The 20562-nt window shown below is 46.2% G+C and carries 19 protein-coding genes; 14 read left to right on the plus strand and 5 right to left on the minus strand.

Annotated features, from left to right (window positions below; translation table 11 throughout):
- Positions 1-77: 77 nt before the first annotated feature.
- Positions 78-698, plus strand: coding sequence for a barstar family protein (locus tag QUD86_RS01165; RefSeq protein WP_286297426.1), 621 nt, complete (start codon positions 78-80; stop codon positions 696-698).
- Positions 699-736: 38 nt separating this feature from the next.
- Here the strand turns inward: QUD86_RS01165 and QUD86_RS01170 are convergent, their stop codons facing one another.
- Positions 737-1498 (minus strand): 16S rRNA (uracil(1498)-N(3))-methyltransferase, encoded by a 762-nt coding sequence (locus tag QUD86_RS01170; protein ID WP_286297427.1) that lies wholly within the window; start codon positions 1496-1498, stop codon positions 737-739.
- A gap of 43 nt (positions 1499-1541) precedes the next feature.
- Between QUD86_RS01170 and tkt the strand changes: the two genes are divergently transcribed.
- Positions 1542-3545 carry a transketolase gene (gene tkt / locus QUD86_RS01175; RefSeq protein ID WP_286297429.1) on the plus strand — a complete coding sequence of 668 codons (2004 nt, stop codon included), beginning with the start codon at positions 1542-1544 and terminating at the stop codon, positions 3543-3545.
- Between the two features lie 50 nt (positions 3546-3595).
- The gene (gene gap / locus QUD86_RS01180) at positions 3596-4624 is read left to right on the plus strand and encodes a type I glyceraldehyde-3-phosphate dehydrogenase (RefSeq protein WP_286297432.1); all 1029 of its coding nucleotides are present in this window, start codon (positions 3596-3598) and stop codon (positions 4622-4624) included.
- 138 nt (positions 4625-4762) lie between these two features.
- Here gap and fur read toward each other — a convergent pair whose 3' ends face one another.
- Positions 4763-5221, minus strand: coding sequence for a ferric iron uptake transcriptional regulator (fur, locus tag QUD86_RS01185; protein WP_286297434.1), 459 nt, complete (start codon positions 5219-5221; stop codon positions 4763-4765).
- Positions 5222-5264: 43 nt separating this feature from the next.
- Here fur and QUD86_RS01190 point away from each other — a divergent pair, with 43 nt between their 5' ends.
- The 10 genes from QUD86_RS01190 to hemL all read left to right on the plus strand — a co-directional run bounded on the left by QUD86_RS01190 (position 5265) and on the right by hemL (position 16255).
- Positions 5265-5852 (plus strand): outer membrane protein assembly factor BamE, encoded by a 588-nt coding sequence (locus QUD86_RS01190; RefSeq protein ID WP_286297436.1) that lies wholly within the window; start codon positions 5265-5267, stop codon positions 5850-5852.
- Positions 5853-5994: 142 nt separating this feature from the next.
- Positions 5995-6795, plus strand: coding sequence for a 4-hydroxy-tetrahydrodipicolinate reductase (dapB, locus tag QUD86_RS01195; protein WP_286298568.1), 801 nt, complete (start codon positions 5995-5997; stop codon positions 6793-6795).
- Positions 6796-6859: 64 nt separating this feature from the next.
- Positions 6860-9544 carry a leucine--tRNA ligase gene (gene leuS / locus QUD86_RS01200; RefSeq protein WP_286297437.1) on the plus strand — a complete coding sequence of 895 codons (2685 nt, stop codon included), beginning with the start codon at positions 6860-6862 and terminating at the stop codon, positions 9542-9544.
- Positions 9545-9610: 66 nt separating this feature from the next.
- Positions 9611-10138, plus strand: coding sequence for an LPS-assembly lipoprotein LptE (locus tag QUD86_RS01205; protein ID WP_286297439.1), 528 nt, complete (start codon positions 9611-9613; stop codon positions 10136-10138).
- 16 nt (positions 10139-10154) lie between these two features.
- The gene (gene holA / locus QUD86_RS01210; RefSeq protein ID WP_286297442.1) at positions 10155-11246 is read left to right on the plus strand and encodes a DNA polymerase III subunit delta; all 1092 of its coding nucleotides are present in this window, start codon (positions 10155-10157) and stop codon (positions 11244-11246) included.
- Between the two features lie 103 nt (positions 11247-11349).
- A complete protein-coding gene (locus QUD86_RS01215; RefSeq protein WP_286297443.1) occupies positions 11350-12627 on the plus strand; it encodes a glutamate-5-semialdehyde dehydrogenase in 1278 nt (425 codons plus the stop codon).
- Positions 12628-12690: 63 nt separating this feature from the next.
- Positions 12691-13116, plus strand: a complete 426-nt coding sequence (locus tag QUD86_RS01220; RefSeq protein WP_100379329.1) for a CopD family protein — start codon at positions 12691-12693, stop codon at positions 13114-13116.
- Positions 13117-13150: 34 nt separating this feature from the next.
- Positions 13151-14671 carry a THUMP domain-containing class I SAM-dependent RNA methyltransferase gene (locus tag QUD86_RS01225; RefSeq protein ID WP_286297446.1) on the plus strand — a complete coding sequence of 507 codons (1521 nt, stop codon included), beginning with the start codon at positions 13151-13153 and terminating at the stop codon, positions 14669-14671.
- A gap of 57 nt (positions 14672-14728) precedes the next feature.
- The gene (locus tag QUD86_RS01230) at positions 14729-14899 is read left to right on the plus strand and encodes a rubredoxin (protein WP_286297447.1); all 171 of its coding nucleotides are present in this window, start codon (positions 14729-14731) and stop codon (positions 14897-14899) included.
- 63 nt (positions 14900-14962) lie between these two features.
- Positions 14963-16255 carry a glutamate-1-semialdehyde 2,1-aminomutase gene (gene hemL / locus QUD86_RS01235; protein ID WP_286297448.1) on the plus strand — a complete coding sequence of 431 codons (1293 nt, stop codon included), beginning with the start codon at positions 14963-14965 and terminating at the stop codon, positions 16253-16255.
- A gap of 51 nt (positions 16256-16306) precedes the next feature.
- Here hemL and QUD86_RS01240 read toward each other — a convergent pair whose 3' ends face one another.
- The 3 genes from QUD86_RS01240 to QUD86_RS01250 all read right to left on the minus strand — a co-directional run bounded on the left by QUD86_RS01240 (position 16307) and on the right by QUD86_RS01250 (position 19512).
- Entirely contained in the window at positions 16307-17146 is an 840-nt protein-coding gene (locus QUD86_RS01240; protein WP_286297450.1) for a symmetrical bis(5'-nucleosyl)-tetraphosphatase, read from the minus strand.
- A 44-nt stretch (positions 17147-17190) separates the two neighbouring features.
- Entirely contained in the window at positions 17191-18693 is a 1503-nt protein-coding gene (locus tag QUD86_RS01245; protein ID WP_286297453.1) for a cryptochrome/photolyase family protein, read from the minus strand.
- A gap of 408 nt (positions 18694-19101) precedes the next feature.
- Complete coding sequence (locus tag QUD86_RS01250; protein ID WP_286297454.1) at positions 19102-19512, minus strand: DUF6088 family protein; 411 nt, start codon at positions 19510-19512, stop codon at positions 19102-19104.
- Positions 19513-19611: 99 nt separating this feature from the next.
- On the opposite strand from QUD86_RS01250, the gene QUD86_RS01255 reads away from it, so the two are divergent.
- Positions 19612-20499 (plus strand): YdcF family protein, encoded by an 888-nt coding sequence (locus QUD86_RS01255; protein ID WP_286297455.1) that lies wholly within the window; start codon positions 19612-19614, stop codon positions 20497-20499.
- Positions 20500-20562 lie beyond the last annotated feature (63 nt).

A 20562-nucleotide genomic window follows, 5' to 3' on the forward strand; every position in this document is an offset into this window, starting at 1 on the left:
TAAATCAACGGTTTATATAAAAAGTGCTGTAATTGGGCTTGATTTGATGGCGTGTTAAGGGTAACCTAGCACCCATCATGAATAATCGCTCTGAAAACGGCAACACAGCAGGCTTTGCAGAACACAGCCGAGCTGAAAGTTGGGATAGCAACGATCGACTCGAAACTGAGGCATCTGCTGCCAATATCTATGCCCAGGGCGGCTTATCTCGTTTACAAACCTATGCAGCAAATCAAGTCTCGGGAAAAAAAGTGACAGCATCTTGGCGTGCCGCCTTGGCAGTTCGCGATGCCGGACCACCGGCAATGTTGCGCAGTGTGCGCCCTAATATCGTTCAATCGATTCGGGCTTTTCGTACACCTGATCTACAGGAAGCGGCAACAGAACTAGGCCAGCATTTTATTTACGCAAACTGCGCAAATGCGATGACTAAAAGTGAAGTGTTAGAAGCAATTGCAATTGCCTATACCTTTACCAAGCAACAGGCTAAAAACTACGACCCTCTGTTGGATTCTTTAACAACTACCCTTGATAAGAGTGGTCCACAAACCGGTTTTGTAGTGGTTTTGGAAGGCTTGCCTTGTACTCAGAAGTTTGACAAAGAAGCCCGTGAAACCCTATTGGATGTATTTCGTGATGCAGTAGATTTCTGGTCAGAGCGCCGCACGCCCTACCGGGTCTTTTATTCTTTCGTTTGATTTAGGGAATTGACTCCGAAAATCAGCGTGAATCGCCTCTATTTGAGGCGATTTTGCATTTCAGGGTCCCAAATGCTGTGTACGGTAGAAATGGCAACAATGCCTGCAGTTTCTGTTCTGAGAACGCGGGCACCTAAAGAAACCAACTGAAAGCCTGCTAACTGCGCTTTTTCTTCTTCTATAAGAGAGTGGCCACCTTCAGGCCCAATCATTAAAACAATGTCTTGCGGGGTTGCCGCAATCAATACCGAATGCAGGCTTTGTGTTGCATCAGGGCTTAAAAGTAGCTTAAGTGAGGCTTTTTGAGGCTTTTTGAGGTATTCCTCAAAGATCTGGATGGGTTCAACTTCGGCTAAAACAGTGCGATCACATTGCTCGCAGGCTGCCTGCACAATGCTTTGCCAATGCAAAACCCGCTTCTGGGCACGATCGGCATCGCTCGAGCGGGTTAATTTGATGACTGAGCGCTCGCATTGCAATGGGGCAATGACTTGAGCGCCTGTTTCAATCGCCTTCTCGACGATCCAGTCCATCTTGTCACCACCAGCAAGGCCCTGGGCTAGAGTAATGGCGTAAGGGCTCTCTCGATGGGTATCTAGGCGAATAGCACTGAGTTCTGCCTCCCCAGACTTATTACTCAGAGATAGCAGCTTAGCTTGTGCAATCTGGCCCTTACCATCAAAAATAGGGAAAGATTCACCAGCTTGGATGCGCCGAACACGTAGGTGGTGGGCAAGCTCTGGAGTGAGAGAAGTTGGCTTTTGGATTTCCCAAGGCCCGGGAAGATAAAATTGAGGCATTACTGCAATATAACTAATTTATTTTCTCGAGACCAAATTTACGATGTCTAATCTTCAAATTCGTATGGCCAATGCCATTCGTGCTTTATCCATGGATGCAGTTCAACAAGCCAACTCTGGACATCCAGGGATGCCGATGGGAATGGCTGACATTGCTGTGGGTCTTTGGAATGAACATCTCCAACATAATCCTACCGATCCAGATTGGATAAACCGTGATCGCTTTGTTTTATCCAATGGTCATGGTTCGATGTTGTTGTATTCCTTATTGCACCTCACGGGTTACGATTTACCTATTGGTGAATTAAAAAATTTCCGTCAGCTTCACAGCAAAACACCCGGACATCCCGAGTTTGGAATTACTCCAGGTGTAGAGACAACTACCGGTCCCTTAGGCCAAGGTATTTCTAACGCAGTAGGTATGGCGCTGGCAGAAAAGTTATTGGCTGAAGAATTTAATCGCCCTGGTCACAACGTTGTTGATCACTTTACCTATACCTTTTTAGGTGATGGTTGTTTGATGGAGGGTATTAGTCATGAGGTCTGCTCATTGGCAGGCACCTTTCAGTTAAAAAAGTTAATTGCTCTATGGGATGACAACGGTATCTCAATTGATGGAAAGGTCGTCTCTTGGTTTAATGAAGATACCCCTAAGCGTTTTGAAGCTTATCACTGGAATGTAATTCGCAATGTGGATGGTCATGATGCAGAGGCCGTTGCCAGTGCTATTGCAAAAGCAAAGCAGAGTGATAAACCCACATTAATTTGTTGCAAGACGGCCATTGGTCAGGGCTCTCCTAACATGGCAGGCAGCGATAAAGTTCATGGCTCACCTTTAGGCGCTGCTGAAATTGCCGAGACACGCATTGCACTGAATTGGCCTTACGCTCCTTTTGAAATCCCTAGTGACATATACGCAGCATGGGACTTTAAAAAGCGTGGGCAAAACGCAGAGCATGAATGGAATAAAACATTCCAAGCCTATAAAAATCAATACCCAGAACTCGCTTCTGAATTACAGCGTCGTATGCAAGGTGACTTATCAAAAGATTTTTCATCAACCCTGAATGCTTATCTGAAGACTTGCCAATCGAAAGCGGAGACCATCGCTACCCGTAAGGCTAGTCAAAATGCAATCGAAGCACTAGCTCCTGCGTTACCAGAATTTATGGGTGGGTCTGCAGATTTGACGGGCTCTAACCTCACTAATTGGAGTGCTTGCAAGCCTGTGCGTGCTAATCAGTGGGGCAATCATATTAATTATGGTGTGCGTGAATTCGGGATGAGCGCCATCATGAATGGCATTGCTTTACATGGCGGATATATTCCTTTTGGTGGAACCTTTTTAACTTTCTCCGATTACAGTCGCAATGCTATACGCATGGCCGCCTTGATGAAGCTACGGAGTATTTTTGTCTTTACGCATGACTCTATTGGTTTGGGTGAAGATGGTCCAACGCACCAGGCGGTTGAGCAAGTAGCCAGCCTACGTCTCATTCCAAATCTGATGGTCTGGCGCCCCTGTGATACGACAGAAAGTGCTGTCGCTTGGGGTGCTGCAGTGGAACGTAAAAATGGGCCAAGTGCCTTGATTTTTAGTCGTCAAAATTGTCCCTTTGTATCTCGCACTGCGCAGCAGATTAAAGATATTGCTCGGGGCGGATATGTTTTACGCCATTCGACAAAAGTGAAAACGGATGCAGTCATCATTGCTACCGGATCTGAAATCGCACTTGCATTACAAACAGCCGAGCGCTTAGAAAAAGAGAGTGCAGGTAAGCTGGGTATTCGAGTGGTTTCCATGCCATCGACTTCGGTTTTTGATCAGCAAGATGCCGCTTACAAATTATCGGTACTACCGAATGGCGTACCGCGCATTGCAGTGGAAGCCGGCGTCAGTGATTTTTGGTGGAAATATGCTTGCGCAGCAGTTCATGGCATCGATACTTTTGGTGAGTCAGCACCGGCGCCTCAACTGTATGAGTACTTTGGTTTAACGGTTGATCAGATTGCGAAAACCGTGCGGCAATGCATTGCAAAAAAATAATGAATACTTTGGTAGTAATTAAAGAACTTAATATTAGTTAGGAAAATGAAATGACAATTCGTGTCGCAATTAACGGTTACGGCCGCATTGGCCGCATGGTCTTACGTGCCTTATATGAAGATCAGGTCAATGGAAAGCTTAGGCGAGATATTCAGATTGTGGCAATCAATGCGATGGGTGCAATCGATATCAATGCCCATCTCACGCAATACGATTCTGCGCACGGTCGTTTTCCTGCTGAAGTAAAGGTAGATGGTGATTGCATGATCGTGAATGGCGATCGCATCAAAATGTTCTCCACACGCAATCCATTAGAAACCCCATGGAGTGAGTTGGGCGTGGATTTGGTTTTAGAGTGCTCTGGAAAGTTCACCTCTAAAGAAAAAGCCTTGGTGCATATTGCTCAAGGTGCAAAAAAGGTATTAATCTCTGCGCCAGGAGATCAAGATGTCGATGCCACCATTGTGTATGGTGTGAACCAAGAAGTCCTCAAGCCTAGCGACGTCGTAGTTTCTAATGCCAGCTGCACTACTAACTGCCTAGCCCCGTTAGTGAAACCATTGCTCGAAAAAATTGGCATCGAGTCTGGCTTAATGACCACCATTCATGCTTTTACCAATGATCAAGTACTGACGGATGTGTATCACAGCGATATGCGTCGGGCTCGTTCTGCCGTTAGCAGCATGATTCCAACCAAGACCGGTGCAGCAAAAGCCGTTGGTCTGGTGTTACCAGCGTTAGCAGGGCGATTTGATGGTTTTGCTATGCGCGTGCCAGTCATCAATGTTTCTGTTGTGGATTTAACGTTTGCCGCTAGTCGTGCCACTAGCGTGGATGAAGTTAATGCCATTCTTAAAGCAGCGAGTGAGGGCGAATTAAAAGGGATCTTAGGCTTCAATACCCTGCCATTAGTTTCCATTGACTTTAATCATGACCCTCGCCCCAGTATTTATGACGCTTCCCAAACCCGAGTCTCGGCAGATGGCAAGCTAGTGAAGGTATTGGCTTGGTATGACAATGAGTGGGGATATTCTGTACAAATGCTCAACGCAGCTGAGGCATTGATGGCTGTGAAGTAATTTGCGGCCTGTAACAATGCTTAATTGTTGTTAAAACAAGCTTTATTTGTTAAAAAAGACCTCAAATGGGGTCTTTTTTAATGATCTTCGCTTAACTTCTTGATTAAGCCCCTTTTAATTAAGCCCCTTTTAACTTTTTTAGATCTTCTGCTTATTACGACAATTTCGCTTCTGGCAGTGGCCATACATGGCTAAGGAGTGCTCTTGGAGCTTAAAACCAAGGTTTTTGGCGATATCGCGCTGCCTTTTTTCAATGGCTTCGTCTACAAACTCCTCTACATGCCCGCAATCTAAGCAAACCAGGTGGTCGTGATGTTGGCCTTCATTGAGCTCATAGATCGCCCGGCTATCGCCTTTGCTCGATTCAAAATGGCTACGTAGCAAGAGGCCGGCCTGCTCAAATTGGGTTAAAACACGATAAACGGTAGCTAGACCGATTTCTTTATCCTCTTTGGCAAGAGCCATAAAGACATCTTCAGCGCTAAAGTGGGTCCCACCATTTTGATGAAAAAAGTCCAATATTTTGATGCGCGGACCCGTTGCTTTGAGGCCAATATCGCGTAAATCAGTGGGCGTAGGGTTTTGGTTCATATTCATGGGTTTGGGAGCTAAAATCAATGTCTTAATGATACGGCCTGCCATGCAAAATTGTCCCCAACTTTTTACTCGCCTCCTGAACGCCACTTGCGGGGCTTTGAGCCTTGCACGCTTAGGCTTGCTGATGGCCTCCCTTAGTGGCTTAGTCCTGATTACTGGCTGCGGTAGCGCTGTCGATAATACGCAACGCGCTTGGATGAATAAAGTATTTCAGCCTTATGTTCCCGATGTGGTTCAGGGCAACTTTATCTCTAGCGAGCAATACGCGAAGTTAGCTGTAGGCCAAAGCCGTGAGCAGGTTCGTCAAATTTTAGGTACACCGCTATTAGCTAGCTACTTTCATGCGAACCGCTGGGATTATGTTTTTGAATTCAAGCGTGCCAATCAGGTGATGGGTAAAGAGCGCCGTGTGACGGTGTTCTTTGAGGGCGACAAGTTAGTTAAGTTTCAAGGTGATGCCTTACCAACCGAGGTTGAGTTAGTAGCGGAGATTGATGGCTATGCTAAGACCAAGAGATCTTTTTGGGATGTGATGACTGGATCAAATAAGCCTCCAGTGACGCCTCCCTTGCAGCAGCCAGAACTCCTGGTGCCCAGCCCAAGCAATAACTTGCCAGCAGTTACGAAATAAATAACTTCTATTGCGCTTAAAAATAGCAATGGTGCTTAGTAAGAACTAAGTAAAAACTAAGTAAGCACTAAGCAAAAGCCAAGCAAAGGTTAAGCGTGATTGAATTTCTAGATTGTTTATATAAGAAGTGGTGAATCGAATGATGAAGATTGCAATTGCTGGCGCTACCGGCCGCATGGGAAAAATGTTGATCGAGGCTGTCTTGAATGGTTCGGATACCGAACTGGTAGGCGCGCTTGAGCATGATGCTTGTCCTCAATTAGGCGAAGATGCGGGTGCATTCTTAGGTAAAAAAACAGGTGTTGTGATTACGTCTGATATTGCTAAAGCGCTGGGTGATGCTCAGTTCTTAATTGACTTCACACGTCCGGAAGCGACGATGGCCTACCTAGAGGTAGCCCAAAAGACGGGCAGCAAAATCATTATTGGTACCACGGGTTTAAGTCCAGAGCAAATCGATGCACTGAAGATAGCCTCTAAAAATCTGGCCATTGTTTTTTCCCCCAATATGAGTGTGGGCGTTAATGCCACATTCAAGTTGCTAGAAATTGCCGCCAAGATGCTTAACGAAGGCTATGACATAGAAATTGTTGAGGCGCACCACCGCCATAAAGTAGATGCGCCATCAGGTACTGCATTAAAGATGGGTGAGGTGATTGCCCAGGCCCTAGGTGAGAAGCTCGATGATGTCGCTGTTTATGCTCGAGAAGGTCATACCGGTGAGCGTAAATCGGGATCTATTGGTTTTGCAACGATACGCGGAGGCGATATTGTGGGCGACCATACGGTTTTATTCGCCGGAGAGGGCGAACGGATTGAAATCAGTCATAAGTCCTCTAGCCGCCAGTCTTATGCCCAAGGTTCTTTGCGGGCCATGCGGTTCTTACAAAGCCAAAATTCGGGCTTATATGACATGCAAGATGTGCTTGGTTTGCGGAACTAGACAAGCCTAGAAAAAACAAGAAACAAAAATAAAGAAAAAAGAAAAAAGAAAAGAGTTGTATTGAATGACTAAGAATTATGATCACCGCAATATTGAGGCAGCAGCGCGCGCTGATTGGGACAGTGCACAAGTCTATAAGGTTTCTGAAGATGCATTAGATGCTTCTGGAAAACCAAAGCCAAAATATTACGCCTGTTCAATGCTTCCATACCCATCGGGTAAGTTGCATATGGGGCATGTGCGCAACTACACCATTAACGATGTTATGGCACGGCAGCTGCGTATGCAGGGTTACAACGTGCTGATGCCAATGGGCTGGGATGCGTTTGGTATGCCAGCAGAAAATGCGGCTATTCAGAATAAAGTGCCTCCAGCTCAGTGGACCTACGACAACATTGCTTATATGAAAAAGCAAATGTCGACGATGGGTTTATCGATTGACTGGTCACGAGAAATTGCAACCTGCAATCCGGATTACTATTGCTGGAACCAGTGGCTCTTTTTAAAGATGCTTGAAAAAGGGATTGCTTATCGTAAAACCCAACTAGTGAACTGGGATCCGATTGACCAAACGGTTTTGGCCAATGAGCAGGTGATTGATGGGCGCGGTTGGCGCTCAGGTGCTTTAGTAGAAAAACGTGAGATTCCTGGCTACTACTTCAACATCACTGCATATGCAGAGCAACTCATTTCTGGGTTGGATAATTTAGGCTGGCCTGAGCGCGTCAAAACGATGCAGCAAAATTGGATTGGTAAAAGTAAAGGTGTGCGTTTTGCCTTTAAGCATGAAATTGCAGATGCGCAAGGGAAAGCCATTCAGAATGGTCAGTTATATGTCTTTACGACACGTGCAGACACCATCATGGGCGTTACCTTTTGTGCGGTTGCTGCAGAGCATCCTTTAGCAGCGCATGCAGGTAAAAATAATCCTGAGCTTGCTGCTTTTATTGAGAAATGCAAAACGGGTAGCGTTATCGAGGCAGATTTAGCGACCCAAGATAAAGAAGGCATGTTTACGGGTTTGTATGTCACTCATCCTTTAACGAACGAACCGATTCCAGTGTGGGTCGGAAATTATGTTTTGATGTCGTATGGTGATGGTGCTGTGATGGGCGTGCCCGCACATGATGAGCGCGATTTTGCTTTTGCTCAGAAATACCAGTTACCAATTAAGCAGGTAGTGGCCTTGAGTAGCCCATCCACCCTGTTTAATACTAGCCACTGGCAAGATTGGTATGCCCAGAAAGAGGGTACCGAGTGCCTTAATAGTGGCAAGTATGACGGCATGTCGTTCGAGGTGGCAGTAGACGCTGTTGCTGCAGATCTAAAAAAATTAGGGATTGGCGAGGCGAAGACTACGTATCGCTTGCGGGATTGGGGTATCTCTCGTCAGCGTTATTGGGGCACACCAATTCCGATTATTCATTGTGGTGATGAACGCACTCCAGGGTGTGGCGCGGTTCCTGTGCCTGAGGCAGACTTGCCCGTCGTATTGCCAGAAGATTGCGTCCCTGATGGAAGCGGTAATCCACTAAATAAGCGTGCTGACTTCTTAAATGTCGCATGTCCTAAATGTGGCAAGCCTGCGCGTCGTGAGACAGACACAATGGATACCTTTGTTGATTCTTCTTGGTATTTCATGCGCTACACCGGTCCAAATGCAAAGACGATGGTTGATGAGCGTAATGAATACTGGATGCCGATGGACCAGTACATTGGCGGCATAGAGCATGCGATTTTGCATTTGTTGTACGCCCGCTTCTGGACTAAGGTCATGCGGGATCTTGACCTCATTACTTTTGACGAGCCATTCCAAAACCTGCTGACGCAAGGTATGGTTCTGAATGAAACGTACTACTCTGAAGAAGCCTCTGGTAAGAAAGTGTGGCTCAATCCTCTAGATATTGAACTAGACCTAGATGAAAAAGGCCGCCCACAAAGCGCTAAATTACGTGGAGATGTTACTAATACGCCCGTCATCATTGGCGGCGTTGAAAAAATGTCTAAGAGTAAGAACAACGGTGTTGATCCCCAAGCCTTGATTGATGAGTATGGCGCTGATACTGCGCGCTTATTTGTGATGTTTGCCGCTTCGCCAGAGCAGCAGCTCGAGTGGTCTGGCGCTGGGGTCGATGGTGCTTCTCGTTTCTTGCGCCGAGTATGGATGTACTCGAGTAGTCAGGCAGATGTGATTCGAGCAGCAAAAGCAGCGTTGCCAACTACATTTAGTAATACCGAGCTAGCCTTGCGCCGCGAAGTACATTTGATCTTAAAGCAGGCTAACTTTGACTATCAGCGACGCCAGTACAACACGGTCGTCTCCGCTGCCATGAAAATGCTTAATGTATTAGAGCCAATCAAACTGGATGCTACTGTCGCCTCAAAGCCCGCAGTAAGCCCAGAGGTACTCCGTGAGTGTCTCAGTATTTTGCTGCGGGTCTTGTATCCCGTAGTGCCGCATCTGACCCATGCATTGTGGGCAGAGATGGGCTTTAAGCAGTCTTTTGGATCCCTGATGGATGCGGCATGGCCGGTGGTGGATGAGCAGGCGCTAGTACAAACTGAACTGACCATCATGCTTCAAATTAATGGCAAGCTGCGGGGTGACATTCGGGTGGCAGTGGATGCGACTAAAGAGCAGATTGAGGCTTTGGCATTACAGAGCGAGCCAGCACTCAAGGCACTCAATGGTGCCGCCCCTAAGAAGGTGATCGTGGTTCCTGGTCGCTTAGTGAATATTGTTGCGTAGTTAATTAGTAAACATTCAAAATAAACTCTAAAGAAACTAAAGAGAAATTAAAGAAAAACCAAAGACATGGACGTAAATTATTCTCGACGGAGTCTGCTTGGCTTGCTAGTGATCGCCCCATTTAGCGGTCTGGTAGCTTGCGGTTTTCGCTTGCGTGGCATGGTGGATTTACCTTACCGAGTGCTTGCAATTACTGGTAGTCCATCACCACCTTTGCGTGCAGATTTACAGACGGCAATTTTGACGGGTACAGATGCAAAAGTAGCCATCAACCCTAAAGATGCTGATCTGATTTTGGATATCACCAGCGATTTAAATGGTCGAGAGATTCTGGCTTACAACTCTAATGGTCAGGTATCCGCTTATCGTTTAAATATCCGAGTTGGATTTAGGGCTTTTGATAGTGCGGGTAATGACGTAGTGCCCGAATCAGAAATCTATCTCACTCGAGACATGGATTTCACGGTATCTACAGTCTTGGCTTCGGATGCTCAGACTCAGCAATTTTTGACTTCGATGCGACGTGATTTATCCGTTCAAATTCTGCGTCGGGTTGCTGCTTCGGCCAGAGCGCCGAAAACAAAAGATTTTTAAGGGGTGAAGGTTCACCATGGTTAAGAGCGATGCGTTTCAGGTGCATTTGAGGTCGCTCAACGCGTCGATATCCACATCTACACCCTCATCCACGCCCTCATCTATTAAGCCACTCTATGTTTTTAGTGGTGATGAGCCGCTGCTCATGATGGAAGCCATGGATCAACTCCGCGCTGCTGCAAAAAAATTAGGCTATACCGAGCGTGAGGTTCTGTTGCAAGAACGCGGCTTTGATTGGAGTGCGCTTTTAAATGCGGGTCAGACGATGTCTCTATTTGGTGACAAGCGCTGGGTGGAGTTACGGATACCTACTGGCAAACCGGGGCGTGATGGTGCTGAAGCGTTAAAGCAATTTGCAGCCCAAATTGAGTCGCAAAGTATTGGCTCTGAAGGCCCAGACACCGTGGTTTGTATTATTTTGCCTAAATTAGATGGTAAGACGAAGACATCCGCCTGGTTTAGTGCCTTAGATGAGGCAGGTATGGCGATTCAGTTGGATTCTTTGGATCGAGCGCAATTGCCACAATGGATTGCAGGGCGCCTGAAAAGCCAGGGCCAAGAGGTAGAGCCCGGCCCCAATGGTCAACGTGCCTTAAGTTTTATGGTGGATCAGGTGGAAGGCAACCTCATTGCGGCCCATCAAGAAATCCAAAAACTGGGCTTATTGCATCCAACGGGGGTGCTCACGGAAGAGCAAATTCGTTCGGCTATCTTGAAAGTGGCTCGATACAACGTGTTTGAGTTGACTGAAGCCATGCTGGCTGGTGATCTAGCCCGTTTAAATCGGATGTTAGATGGCCTGAAGGGTGAGGGTGAGCCCTTAGTGCTTATTTTGTGGAGCGTAACCGAAGAGCTTCGGATACTATCGAAACTAAAGGCCGCAAGCGATGCGGGTGAGTCGGTTCAGCAACTGATGCGGGCTAATCGTATTTGGGGCAATAAAGAGCGACTGTATCCTTTGGCCTTAAAAAGAGTGCAGCCTTTGAGATTGCGTAGGGCAATGCAGTTAGCGGCAGGTTTAGATCGTCAAGCCAAAGGGCTATATGCGGCAGAATTGCCGGCAGATCCTTGGGATGGCTTGCGTTTGGTAGGTAGTTTATTGCGCTAGCAATGTGGATTAGATGCAACTGAATTAGATGCAACTGAACATAAAGCATAAATAATAAAGAAAGCATATTAAAGAATGAGTCAAAAAGAATGAGCAATACAAAATGAATCAGGCAATAAAACACATGATGCAAGATATTGGTATGCGAGCCCGCGAGGCTTCGCGTGCGATGGCGCGTGCTTCTAGCGAGCAGAAAAACCAAGCGCTATTGCATATTGCTAAGATCATTCGTGAACGTACAAATGAAATCCAAAACGTAAATCAACTCGATGTTGCCCGGGCGCAAGCCAACGGCCAAGATGCGGCTTTTATTGATCGACTCACAATGACCCCAAAGACGATTGAGTCGATGGCGCTGGGCTTAGAGCAGATTGTTTCTTTGGCTGACCCTATTGGGCAAATGACTCCAATGCAAGCGCAGGCCTCAGGTATTGAGTTAGGTCAAATGCGAGTACCTTTAGGGGTGATTGGCATCATTTATGAATCTCGTCCGAATGTTACGATTGATGCGGCTGCCTTGTGCTTAAAGTCGGGCAATGCAGTCATTCTGCGAGGGGGTTCAGAAGCGATTGATTCCAATACCCTTTTGGCTCAATTGATACAAGAGGGCTTAGATGCTGCCCACTTACCAATGGATGCAGTACAAGTAGTTACTACTACTGATCGTGCTGCCGTTGGTGAAATGATCACCATGACGCAATATATTGATGTGATCGTGCCGCGTGGAGGAAAAAGTTTAATTGCGCGCTTGATGGCTGAGGCGCGAGTGCCGATGATTAAGCATCTAGATGGAATTTGCCATACCTATATTGATGCCGATGCCGATATCGCCATGGCGATTAAGGTGTGTGACAACGCGAAGACGCAGCGCTATGCTCCTTGTAATGCTATGGAGACTCTTTTGGTCAATGCCGCTATCGCGCCACAAGTTCTCCCTGAATTATGCAAAATCTACCAAGCTAAAGGAGTTGAGCTACGGGTTGACGGACTCACTCGCAAAACGCTGGAGACTGCTGGCTTGAGTAATTTGGTAAACGCTACGGAAGAAGATTGGCAAACAGAATATTTAGCACCGATCTTGTCGATTAAAACGGTTGCTGATATGGATGAAGCTATGGCGCATATCGAGCAATATGGCAGTAAGCATACTGATGCCATCATTACTAATAACGCAGTACAAGCCAATCGTTTTTTGCGTGAAGTCGATAGTGCAAGCGTAATGGTCAACGCTAGCACCCGTTTCGCTGATGGATTTGAATATGGCTTAGGTGCCGAGATTGGGATCTCGAATGACAAACTCCATGCCCGTGGCCCTGTGGGTCTTGATGGCTTAACTTCCTTAAAATACATCGTTAAGGGTCATGGCGAGATTCGCGGTTAAATCCATTGTTAAATGCAATGAATACAAATAAATAAACATACACATAAAGAAAAAGGACTAAAAATGGGAAATGCTTACCTGTGGACTAAGACACTCCACATTGTTTTGATTACTTCTTGGTTTGCGGGCTTATTTTATCTGCCTCGTATTTTTGTTAATTTAGCGGATGAGAAAAATCCCGAGGTCTATGCCCGCCTTTTAGGAATGGCTGATCGACTCTTTCGGTTTATGACTATCTTGGCTGTGCCAGCGGTGATATTGGGCATTACGCTGTGGATGCATTTCAAAATCGGCCGTGGTGAGATTTGGATGCACGCTAAATTACTATTTGTGATTTTAGTAATTGGTTACCACCATGCTTGCTGGATGTTACTGAAAAAGTTCCGCAAGGGTGTTAATACCCGTTCAGGTGTTTGGTATCGTTGGTTTAATGAAGTGCCGGTGGTGTTACTCATCGTGATTACTGCTTTGGTCATCATTAAGCCTTAATTTTTTTACTGTTTTTCTTAAGATTGTTAGTCCCATGAGATTTTTTGTTGTTTGTCCAGGCGGACTAGAAGTACCTCTTGCGCAAGAGCTCGCCAGTATTGCTCAGCGCCCTGATTCTAAGGCCTTAGGGCCTTGGGTCATCGACCCTACGCCCACCAGTCCTACTGGTGGTGTCGGTTTGGCTGCGCCGATTTCTGCAGCGATGGCGTTAAATCTGCATTCCAGAATTGCCAGTCGGGTTCTATTGCAAATGGCAGAGGGAGCGTATCGCCAAGAAGAGGATTTGTATAAATTGGCTAGTGGCTTAGCTTGGGAAGAGTGGTTTTCTTCTAAGCAGACTTTGCGGGTGGATGTGACGGCGCATCGCTCTCCCTTGAAGAGTCTCAATTTTGCGACGCTCAAGATTAAAGATGCGATTGTCGATCGCCTGCGTGATGTGACGGGTGATCGCCCTAATATTGATACGGCCTTTCCGGATGTACGGGTGCAGGCGCACTTGACTGCAACCCATGTGACTATTTATTTAGATACCTCTGGCGAAGCCTTATTTAAGCGCGGCTGGCGTGATGAAAAAGGCGATGCCCCTTTAAAAGAAAATCTTGCTGCGGGTATTTTGTCGATTACCGGTTGGCAGCCTTCTCAGGCTTTATTTGATCCGATGTGCGGTAGTGGTACTTTCTTAATTGAGGCTGCGCAGATTGCTTTAGCCATTCCGCCAGGTGCTATTAGGGCAGGGATGTATGGCGATGATGCTAAACCTAGTCGCTTGGCGTATCGTCCTCTAGTGACTTCTGCTGATGGCTTTGGTTTTCAGCGACTCAAGCCTTTTAATGAGGCTGCTGAGCAAAAGCGTTGGGCGGGCCTAAAAGATGCTGCTCAGGCTGAGATGATAGAAAAGCGTAAGCAATTTCCGGATGCAGATGCCTTGGGGATCAGCGGTGGGGATATTAACGAGCGCTTGGTAGCGATGTTCAAAGGTAACTGGCAGCGTGCTCAGTTACCGGGCTTGCCGATTACTCTTCAGGTAGATGCTTTAGTCAGTAAGCCACCAGCAAATATAGCAGCAGGCATCAAGGGCGGTGTGATGTTGTTGAACCCACCTTATGGTGAACGTTTGGTGATTAAGGGTGGGCGTGGTCAAGAGCGTCAATCTGAGGAATATTCGTACGATGATTCAGATGCATCGGAAGCATTAAGGGGGTCAAGAGGGTCAAGAGGGTCAGAGGGGTCAGAAGAACCAGAAGATCGCTTTGCCTATAACCTCGAAACCGGGCGTCAAAGTGCCAAGCGTACGAGTCGAGAATCCTTGAAAAAGCTTCAGGCTCAAGAAGAGCAAGATCCGCATTTTGTCGAGTTTTTAAGGCAATTTGGGCAGCATCTGAAAGATGCTTTTGGCGGATGGAATGTGTTTGTTCTGACCGCAGATATGGCCCTACCAGGTCAGTTGCGCATTAAAGAATCTAAACGCACACCACTGTTTAATGGCCCACTAGAATGTCGTCTCTTTAAGTTCGAAATGCACCCTAAAAGAGATAGTGCAGCAGATTTAAAATAACTAGATTAATGTATTAAAAATATCAAAAAATAGAAAAAAATAGACAGAGGAATCGCGATGGAATTTAAGACATATATGTGCCTGATTTGCGGCTGGGTGTACGACGAAGCTGCAGGCCTTTTAGAAGAGGGTATTGCACCAGGAACACTGTGGAATGACGTGCCTATCAATTGGACTTGTCCAGAGTGCGGTGCACGCAAAGAAGATTTTGAAATGATGGCGATTTAATCATTTTTAAAATGACGCATTAAAGACATTCAACAAAGTTATAGCGAAAGTAGGAATAGCATCTTGGGTCAAAACGAAATCTTATTTGAGCGCGCACAAAAAACCATACCAGGGGGTGTGAACTCGCCCGTGCGAGCATTTCGTCAAGTGGGCGGTACACCCCGTTTTGTGAGCAAAGCCAAAGGCCCTTATTTTTGGGATGCCGATGGCAAGCGCTATATCGATCTCATCATGTCATGGGGTCCCATGATTGCGGGTCATGCCAATCCTGAAGTGGTTGAGGCAGTACAAAGAGCCGCTGAAACCAGTTTTAGTTATGGCGCACCAACCGAAGGTGAAATTGAATTAGCTGAACGCATCTGTCATCTGGTGCCTAGTATTGAGCAAGTGCGCATGGTATCCAGCGGCACTGAAGCGACGATGAGTGCATTACGCCTTGCCCGTGGTTATACAGGGCGCGATCTGATTATTAAGTTCGAGGGTTGTTATCACGGCCATGCCGATAGTTTGTTAGTAAAAGCAGGTTCTGGATTACTGACATTTGCAGACACTACGCAAAACGCCCCATCCTCTGGTGGCGTTCCTTATGACTTAATCAAACATACCTTGGTATTGCCATACAACGATGTGGCAGCACTAGAGGCAGCGTTTCAGAAACAGGGCGATCAAGTTGCTGCAGTCATTCTGGAACCGGTTGTGGGTAATATGAATTTGATTCAACCATCCAGTGCATTTTTAGCAGCAATGCGTAGTTTGACTACGCAATACGGCAGTGTGCTGATTTACGATGAAGTGATGACCGGATTTAGAGTGGCTCTTGGTGGCGCTCAATCTTTACAAGGTATTACGCCAGACTTAACTTGCCTAGGTAAGGTCATGGGCGGCGGTATGCCGATAGCCGCTTTTGGTGGCAAAAAAGAAATCATGTCTAAGCTAGCCCCTTTGGGTAATGTGTATCAGGCTGGCACCTTATCGGGTAATCCGGTAGCAGTAGCAGCGGGCCTTAAAACCTTAGAGATCGTATCTCGAGAAGGGTTTTATGAGTGCTTAACTGGCCAAACACAAAAACTCATGGCCGGCCTCAAGCAAGCGGCAGATGAAGCTAAGGTTCCATTTGCAGTGGATAGCGTGGGCGGTATGTTTGGGTTTTACTTTGCCGATAAAGTACCTACTTCATTTGAAGAAGTCACTAAAACCGATATTGAGGCTTTTAAGAAGTTCTTTCATCTGATGTTAGATGAAGGGGTTTATTTGGCGCCATCGGCTTATGAAGCGGGCTTTACTTCCATCACCCATGACAATGCCATCTTGGATGAGATTATTGCGGCGGCCAGGAAATCATTTAAGAGCTTGTAGGAAGATTGCTGTTACCTAATTACGTAACTACGTAACTACTGAACTAAGTAATTACATCCGCATGGGGTGGTCAAAGCCAGCCACTTGAATGATCTCTAATTGAGGGCTGTCTTTGCCAGAGTCTGGGATTTCCATTGCGGTTAGTTTTCCGCCCCAAACACATCCAGTATCTAGGCCAATCATATTACGGTCTCGTAGTAAGCCTAGCGTGGACCAGTGGCCAAAGTAAATCAACGTATCTTGGGTTTTTCTCTTAGGGGCTTTAAACCAAGGAGCGAAGCCAGTAGGGCCATTCTCAAAACCTTCTTTACTTGCAAACTCCATAGTGCCGCTGGGTGTGCAAAACCGAATACGCGTTAGTGCATTAGTAATCACTCTCAGGCGCTCATATCCTTTTAGGGATTTGCTCCACTTATTGGGGGTATCACCATACATATTTGCTAAAAATTGTTTATATGATTTTTTGCGCAGGGCTTTTTCTACTTCTTGTGCGCACTCAATGGTTTGCTGTAAGTCCCACTGCGGTAAAACACCGGCATGGACAGTTAATACCTTTCCATTACTCAGTGCCATAGGTCTGTTTCGTAGCCAATCAATCAACTCAGCACGATCAGGCGCATCTAGTATTTCTTGAATACTATCCAAACCTTTGGTTTTCCGAATACCGGCATCAATAGCTAGTAAGTGCAAATCATGATTCCCTAAAATGCACTCAATGCGTTTAGTTTCTTGAAGCTCTTTCAGATAACGCAATGTCCCTAATGAATCTGGACCGCGATTGACTAAGTCTCCCAAGAAAATAATCTTGGATTGAGTAGGGAGTTTTTTGACGAGCGCTTTCAGAGATGGTGCACACCCCTGAACATCACCAACTGCATAGATCTTATCCATAGCCTATCTTAATCTGAATATAAACCCTGATGGCCACTATCGATTCAAGCAGCAGGTTCTTCAGTACTTACTTCCGGCGTTATTTTCTTGACTACGCTATAGCGAACCAAGGTTTTCTTGCGGGCTTCATCGTGGTTTACAACTGGTAGAGGGTAGTCGCGGCCGAGCAAAATACCGGCAGCTTCTAGTTCAATATGACCAGACTCCCAAGGCGCATGAATAGACTTTTTAGAGAGTTTGTCTAACTGTGGCAAATAGCGACGTATGAATTTGCCTTCTGGGTCAAACTTTTGCGATTGGGTAATGGGATTAAAGATCCTAAAATAAGGCTGTGCATCACATCCGGAAGAAGAGGCCCATTGCCATCCGCCATTATTAGATGACAGCTCAAAATCATTAAGGTGTTTAGCAAAGTAGGCTTCGCCCCAACGCCAGTCGATTCCGAGATCCTTAGTTAAAAAGCTGGCCACCACCATGCGCAAGCGATTATGCATATAGCCACTTTGATTGAGTTGGTACATCGCAGCATCAATGAGTGGGTAGCCCGTTTTTCCATCACACCAAGCTTGGAACAGTTTTTTAGCGTGAGCACCACTCTCCCATTCAATATTGTCGTAATCGGGTTTAAAGGCTACGCCTGCTGCAAGCCGAGGGTGATTGGCCAAGATCATAAAATAAAAATCGCGCCAAATTAATTCGCTTAACCAAATCGTTGCACCCATACTGCCTGCGAGCATACGGCGATGTGCCTCTCTCACCAAGCCCCGAATGGAGAGCATGCCAAAGCGCAGGTGAGTAGATAAATAACTTACCCCCTTAATCGCCGGAAAGTCTCTACCAATTTGGTATTGATCGATTCTGTGTAGGAAGTCTTCTAAAAAGTTCTGGCCACCGGCAGATCCGGGTGGTAGATAGGTTTCAATACCGGTGGGGGTAAAGCCCATTGATTCTAGACTCGGAATAGGCGCTTTTAGTGTCGCGGGTATCTGAGCAAACTGCCCTTTTTTAGGGGTGCACTCATATGCGGCGATATGGTTTTCTTGTAGAGTCCTGAGCCAGTTATTTTTATACGGCGTGAAAACAGAAAACACCGTACTGGAGTTAGTCAGAATTTCTTTTTTCTCAAAGATCACTTGATCTTTAAAAGTCTCGAACGCGATATCTAGCTTTTCTAAAGCAGCTTGTACGGTACTGTCGCGAGTAATGGCTGAAGGCTCATAGTCACGGTTGGTATAAACACCATCTACACCTAAGCTCTTGGCGATTTGGGGAATGCATTCAGTAGGCTTGCCATACTGAACAATGAGACCCCCACCATGCTCTTGGAGCTGCTGATCGATTTGCTCAAGGCCTTGCCAGATAAAGTCGACACGCCGGTCATGGGCAAGGCCTGCTTTATCAAGATTGTCTGTCCGCAGAGGTGTCAGAATATCAATATCAAAAATGAAGGTAACCCAGACCTGCTCATGATTAGTGAGGGCATGGTGTAGTGCTGCATTGTCATAGAGCCGAAGATCACGGCGGAGCCAAACGAGCGCTTTTTTCATAATCCGTATATTAGGGCCTATTGCCCAATATTGCTGAACATTGCTTAGTATTGCTCAGCATAAATTCATGATGCAGAGCCTGTAGGTAGCTTAGGTGGCATATGTGTTGCACTTGAGCCTTGTGAGCAAACTATTCTCCGCATCTAATGCGGTGATTAAAGGGCTTATTCGCCGCAAACACAGGTCATGCGAAATTGGCTTACAGGCCATCATTAGCTAATATCTTGAGAAGAGGGCCCAATACAGGGGCGAGTGGTTTCCTTAACATGTTGAAGTTATGGAGCCTCTTCGGAGGACCTATTTCTCTTTGGTAGGGTCTTCGTATTGATGCAATGCACTGTGCACTAACAATGATCTATGTGCTAGCGACAGCCGAAGAGCTCATGACCGAGCTCGGGAATGGCTTCGTCAACCTTTTTCGTAAACTATCTCACGCTTACCGATAGCAATTTTTCTACTTACCCGTGATCTTCCAATGTTGATGATTGGTAGCATAGGGACCTGAGTGCTGCGCCCCTCACGCAAATCCTTTGCATCATTTCCGATATCAGCCTCGACGCCAATTTTCCTCATGACCTCCAAGCCAATGTTGAGTAAGGTGGTAGTTGGCACTGGCTGTCCGTCCAACGACGATGCACGGGCTTTCACATACAAACCAAAACCTACCCGGAGAAGCACTCCACTTGCAGTAACTTCGTTGACGGCTCGGCTGACCTGCCGGTAGTCACCGAGCCTATCGAATTCTTTTCTAAGAAAAACAGGTGAAGTTGACCTCTTAATTTTGGCAATCACCCTATCTTTGACAGTAGTTTGAGGCATTTCTCTTCTCCAAATTTTCACTATTTGATATGCAACAATAGGACATTAATGTCCTATTGTTGCATAGATGTGCATTTAAAATGGATATACTTTTGACCTATGGACACCTTTTTCTTTGTTTTTTCTAAAATTGTGCAGTTTTGCATTGAACCCCTTAATTGGGTAATCATTTTTGTGGTCTTAAGCCTATTGTTCTTGGGTTTAAGAAAGCCCCATTTATGCAGGCGCTTCTTAATTCTCGCCTTAGCGGATCTTTTGTTAGTGGGATGGCTGCCTAGCTCAGAGGTGTTTCTAAGGGCGCTAGAAGATGTGGTGCCCAAAACCAATATTGCCCAGATCTCAAAAGAGAAACTGGGCGGCATCATTATTTTGGGTGGTGCAATTGAGGGTGGTGACATTGCCGTAGATCGGGGTGAGATTTCTATTTACGAGTCGGCGGAGCGGGTGACTAAGGCTTTTGAGCTGATTCGACAACATCCAGAGCTCCCCTTCATCTTTAGTGGGTTCTCGGGCCGCTTATCTCCCAAAGGCATGTCTGAGGCAGATGCCTTTAAGCAATTAATTGCTGAACAGGGCTTACCCGATCGATTAGCTCATTATGAAAACCAGTCTCGTAATACCTATGAGAATGTCATTTATATGAAGCCGATGATCTTGGAGTTGGGATCGGTTGCAGCGAGTGCTGTGGATCCGGCAGTTCCAGCAGTTCCAGCAGTTCCAGCAGTTTCAGGAGGCACAGCGAAAACGGATAACCCCCAAAATACCCAAAAGCCATGGCTGTTGATTACTTCAGCAAGTCATATGCATCGATCACTCAAGATCTTTCAGAAGCAAGGGATTGAGGTTATTCCTGTGCCAGTTGACTACCAAACGGGTGCTGCCCTGCGCTGGGGTAGGTTTGATCTAGAGGATGGCATGCAAAACTGGAATCGACTAATGCATGAGTTAGTTGGGCTGTTGGCTTACTGGCTGACTAGAAAGACTTAGTTGGACTTAGTTAATCCTAGTTAGACCAAGTTAGATCTGTTGTTTGTGGAGAATTCGGTAAAA

This window comes from Polynucleobacter sp. TUM22923, assembly GCF_030295705.1.
Lineage (GTDB): Bacteria > Pseudomonadota > Gammaproteobacteria > Burkholderiales > Burkholderiaceae > Polynucleobacter.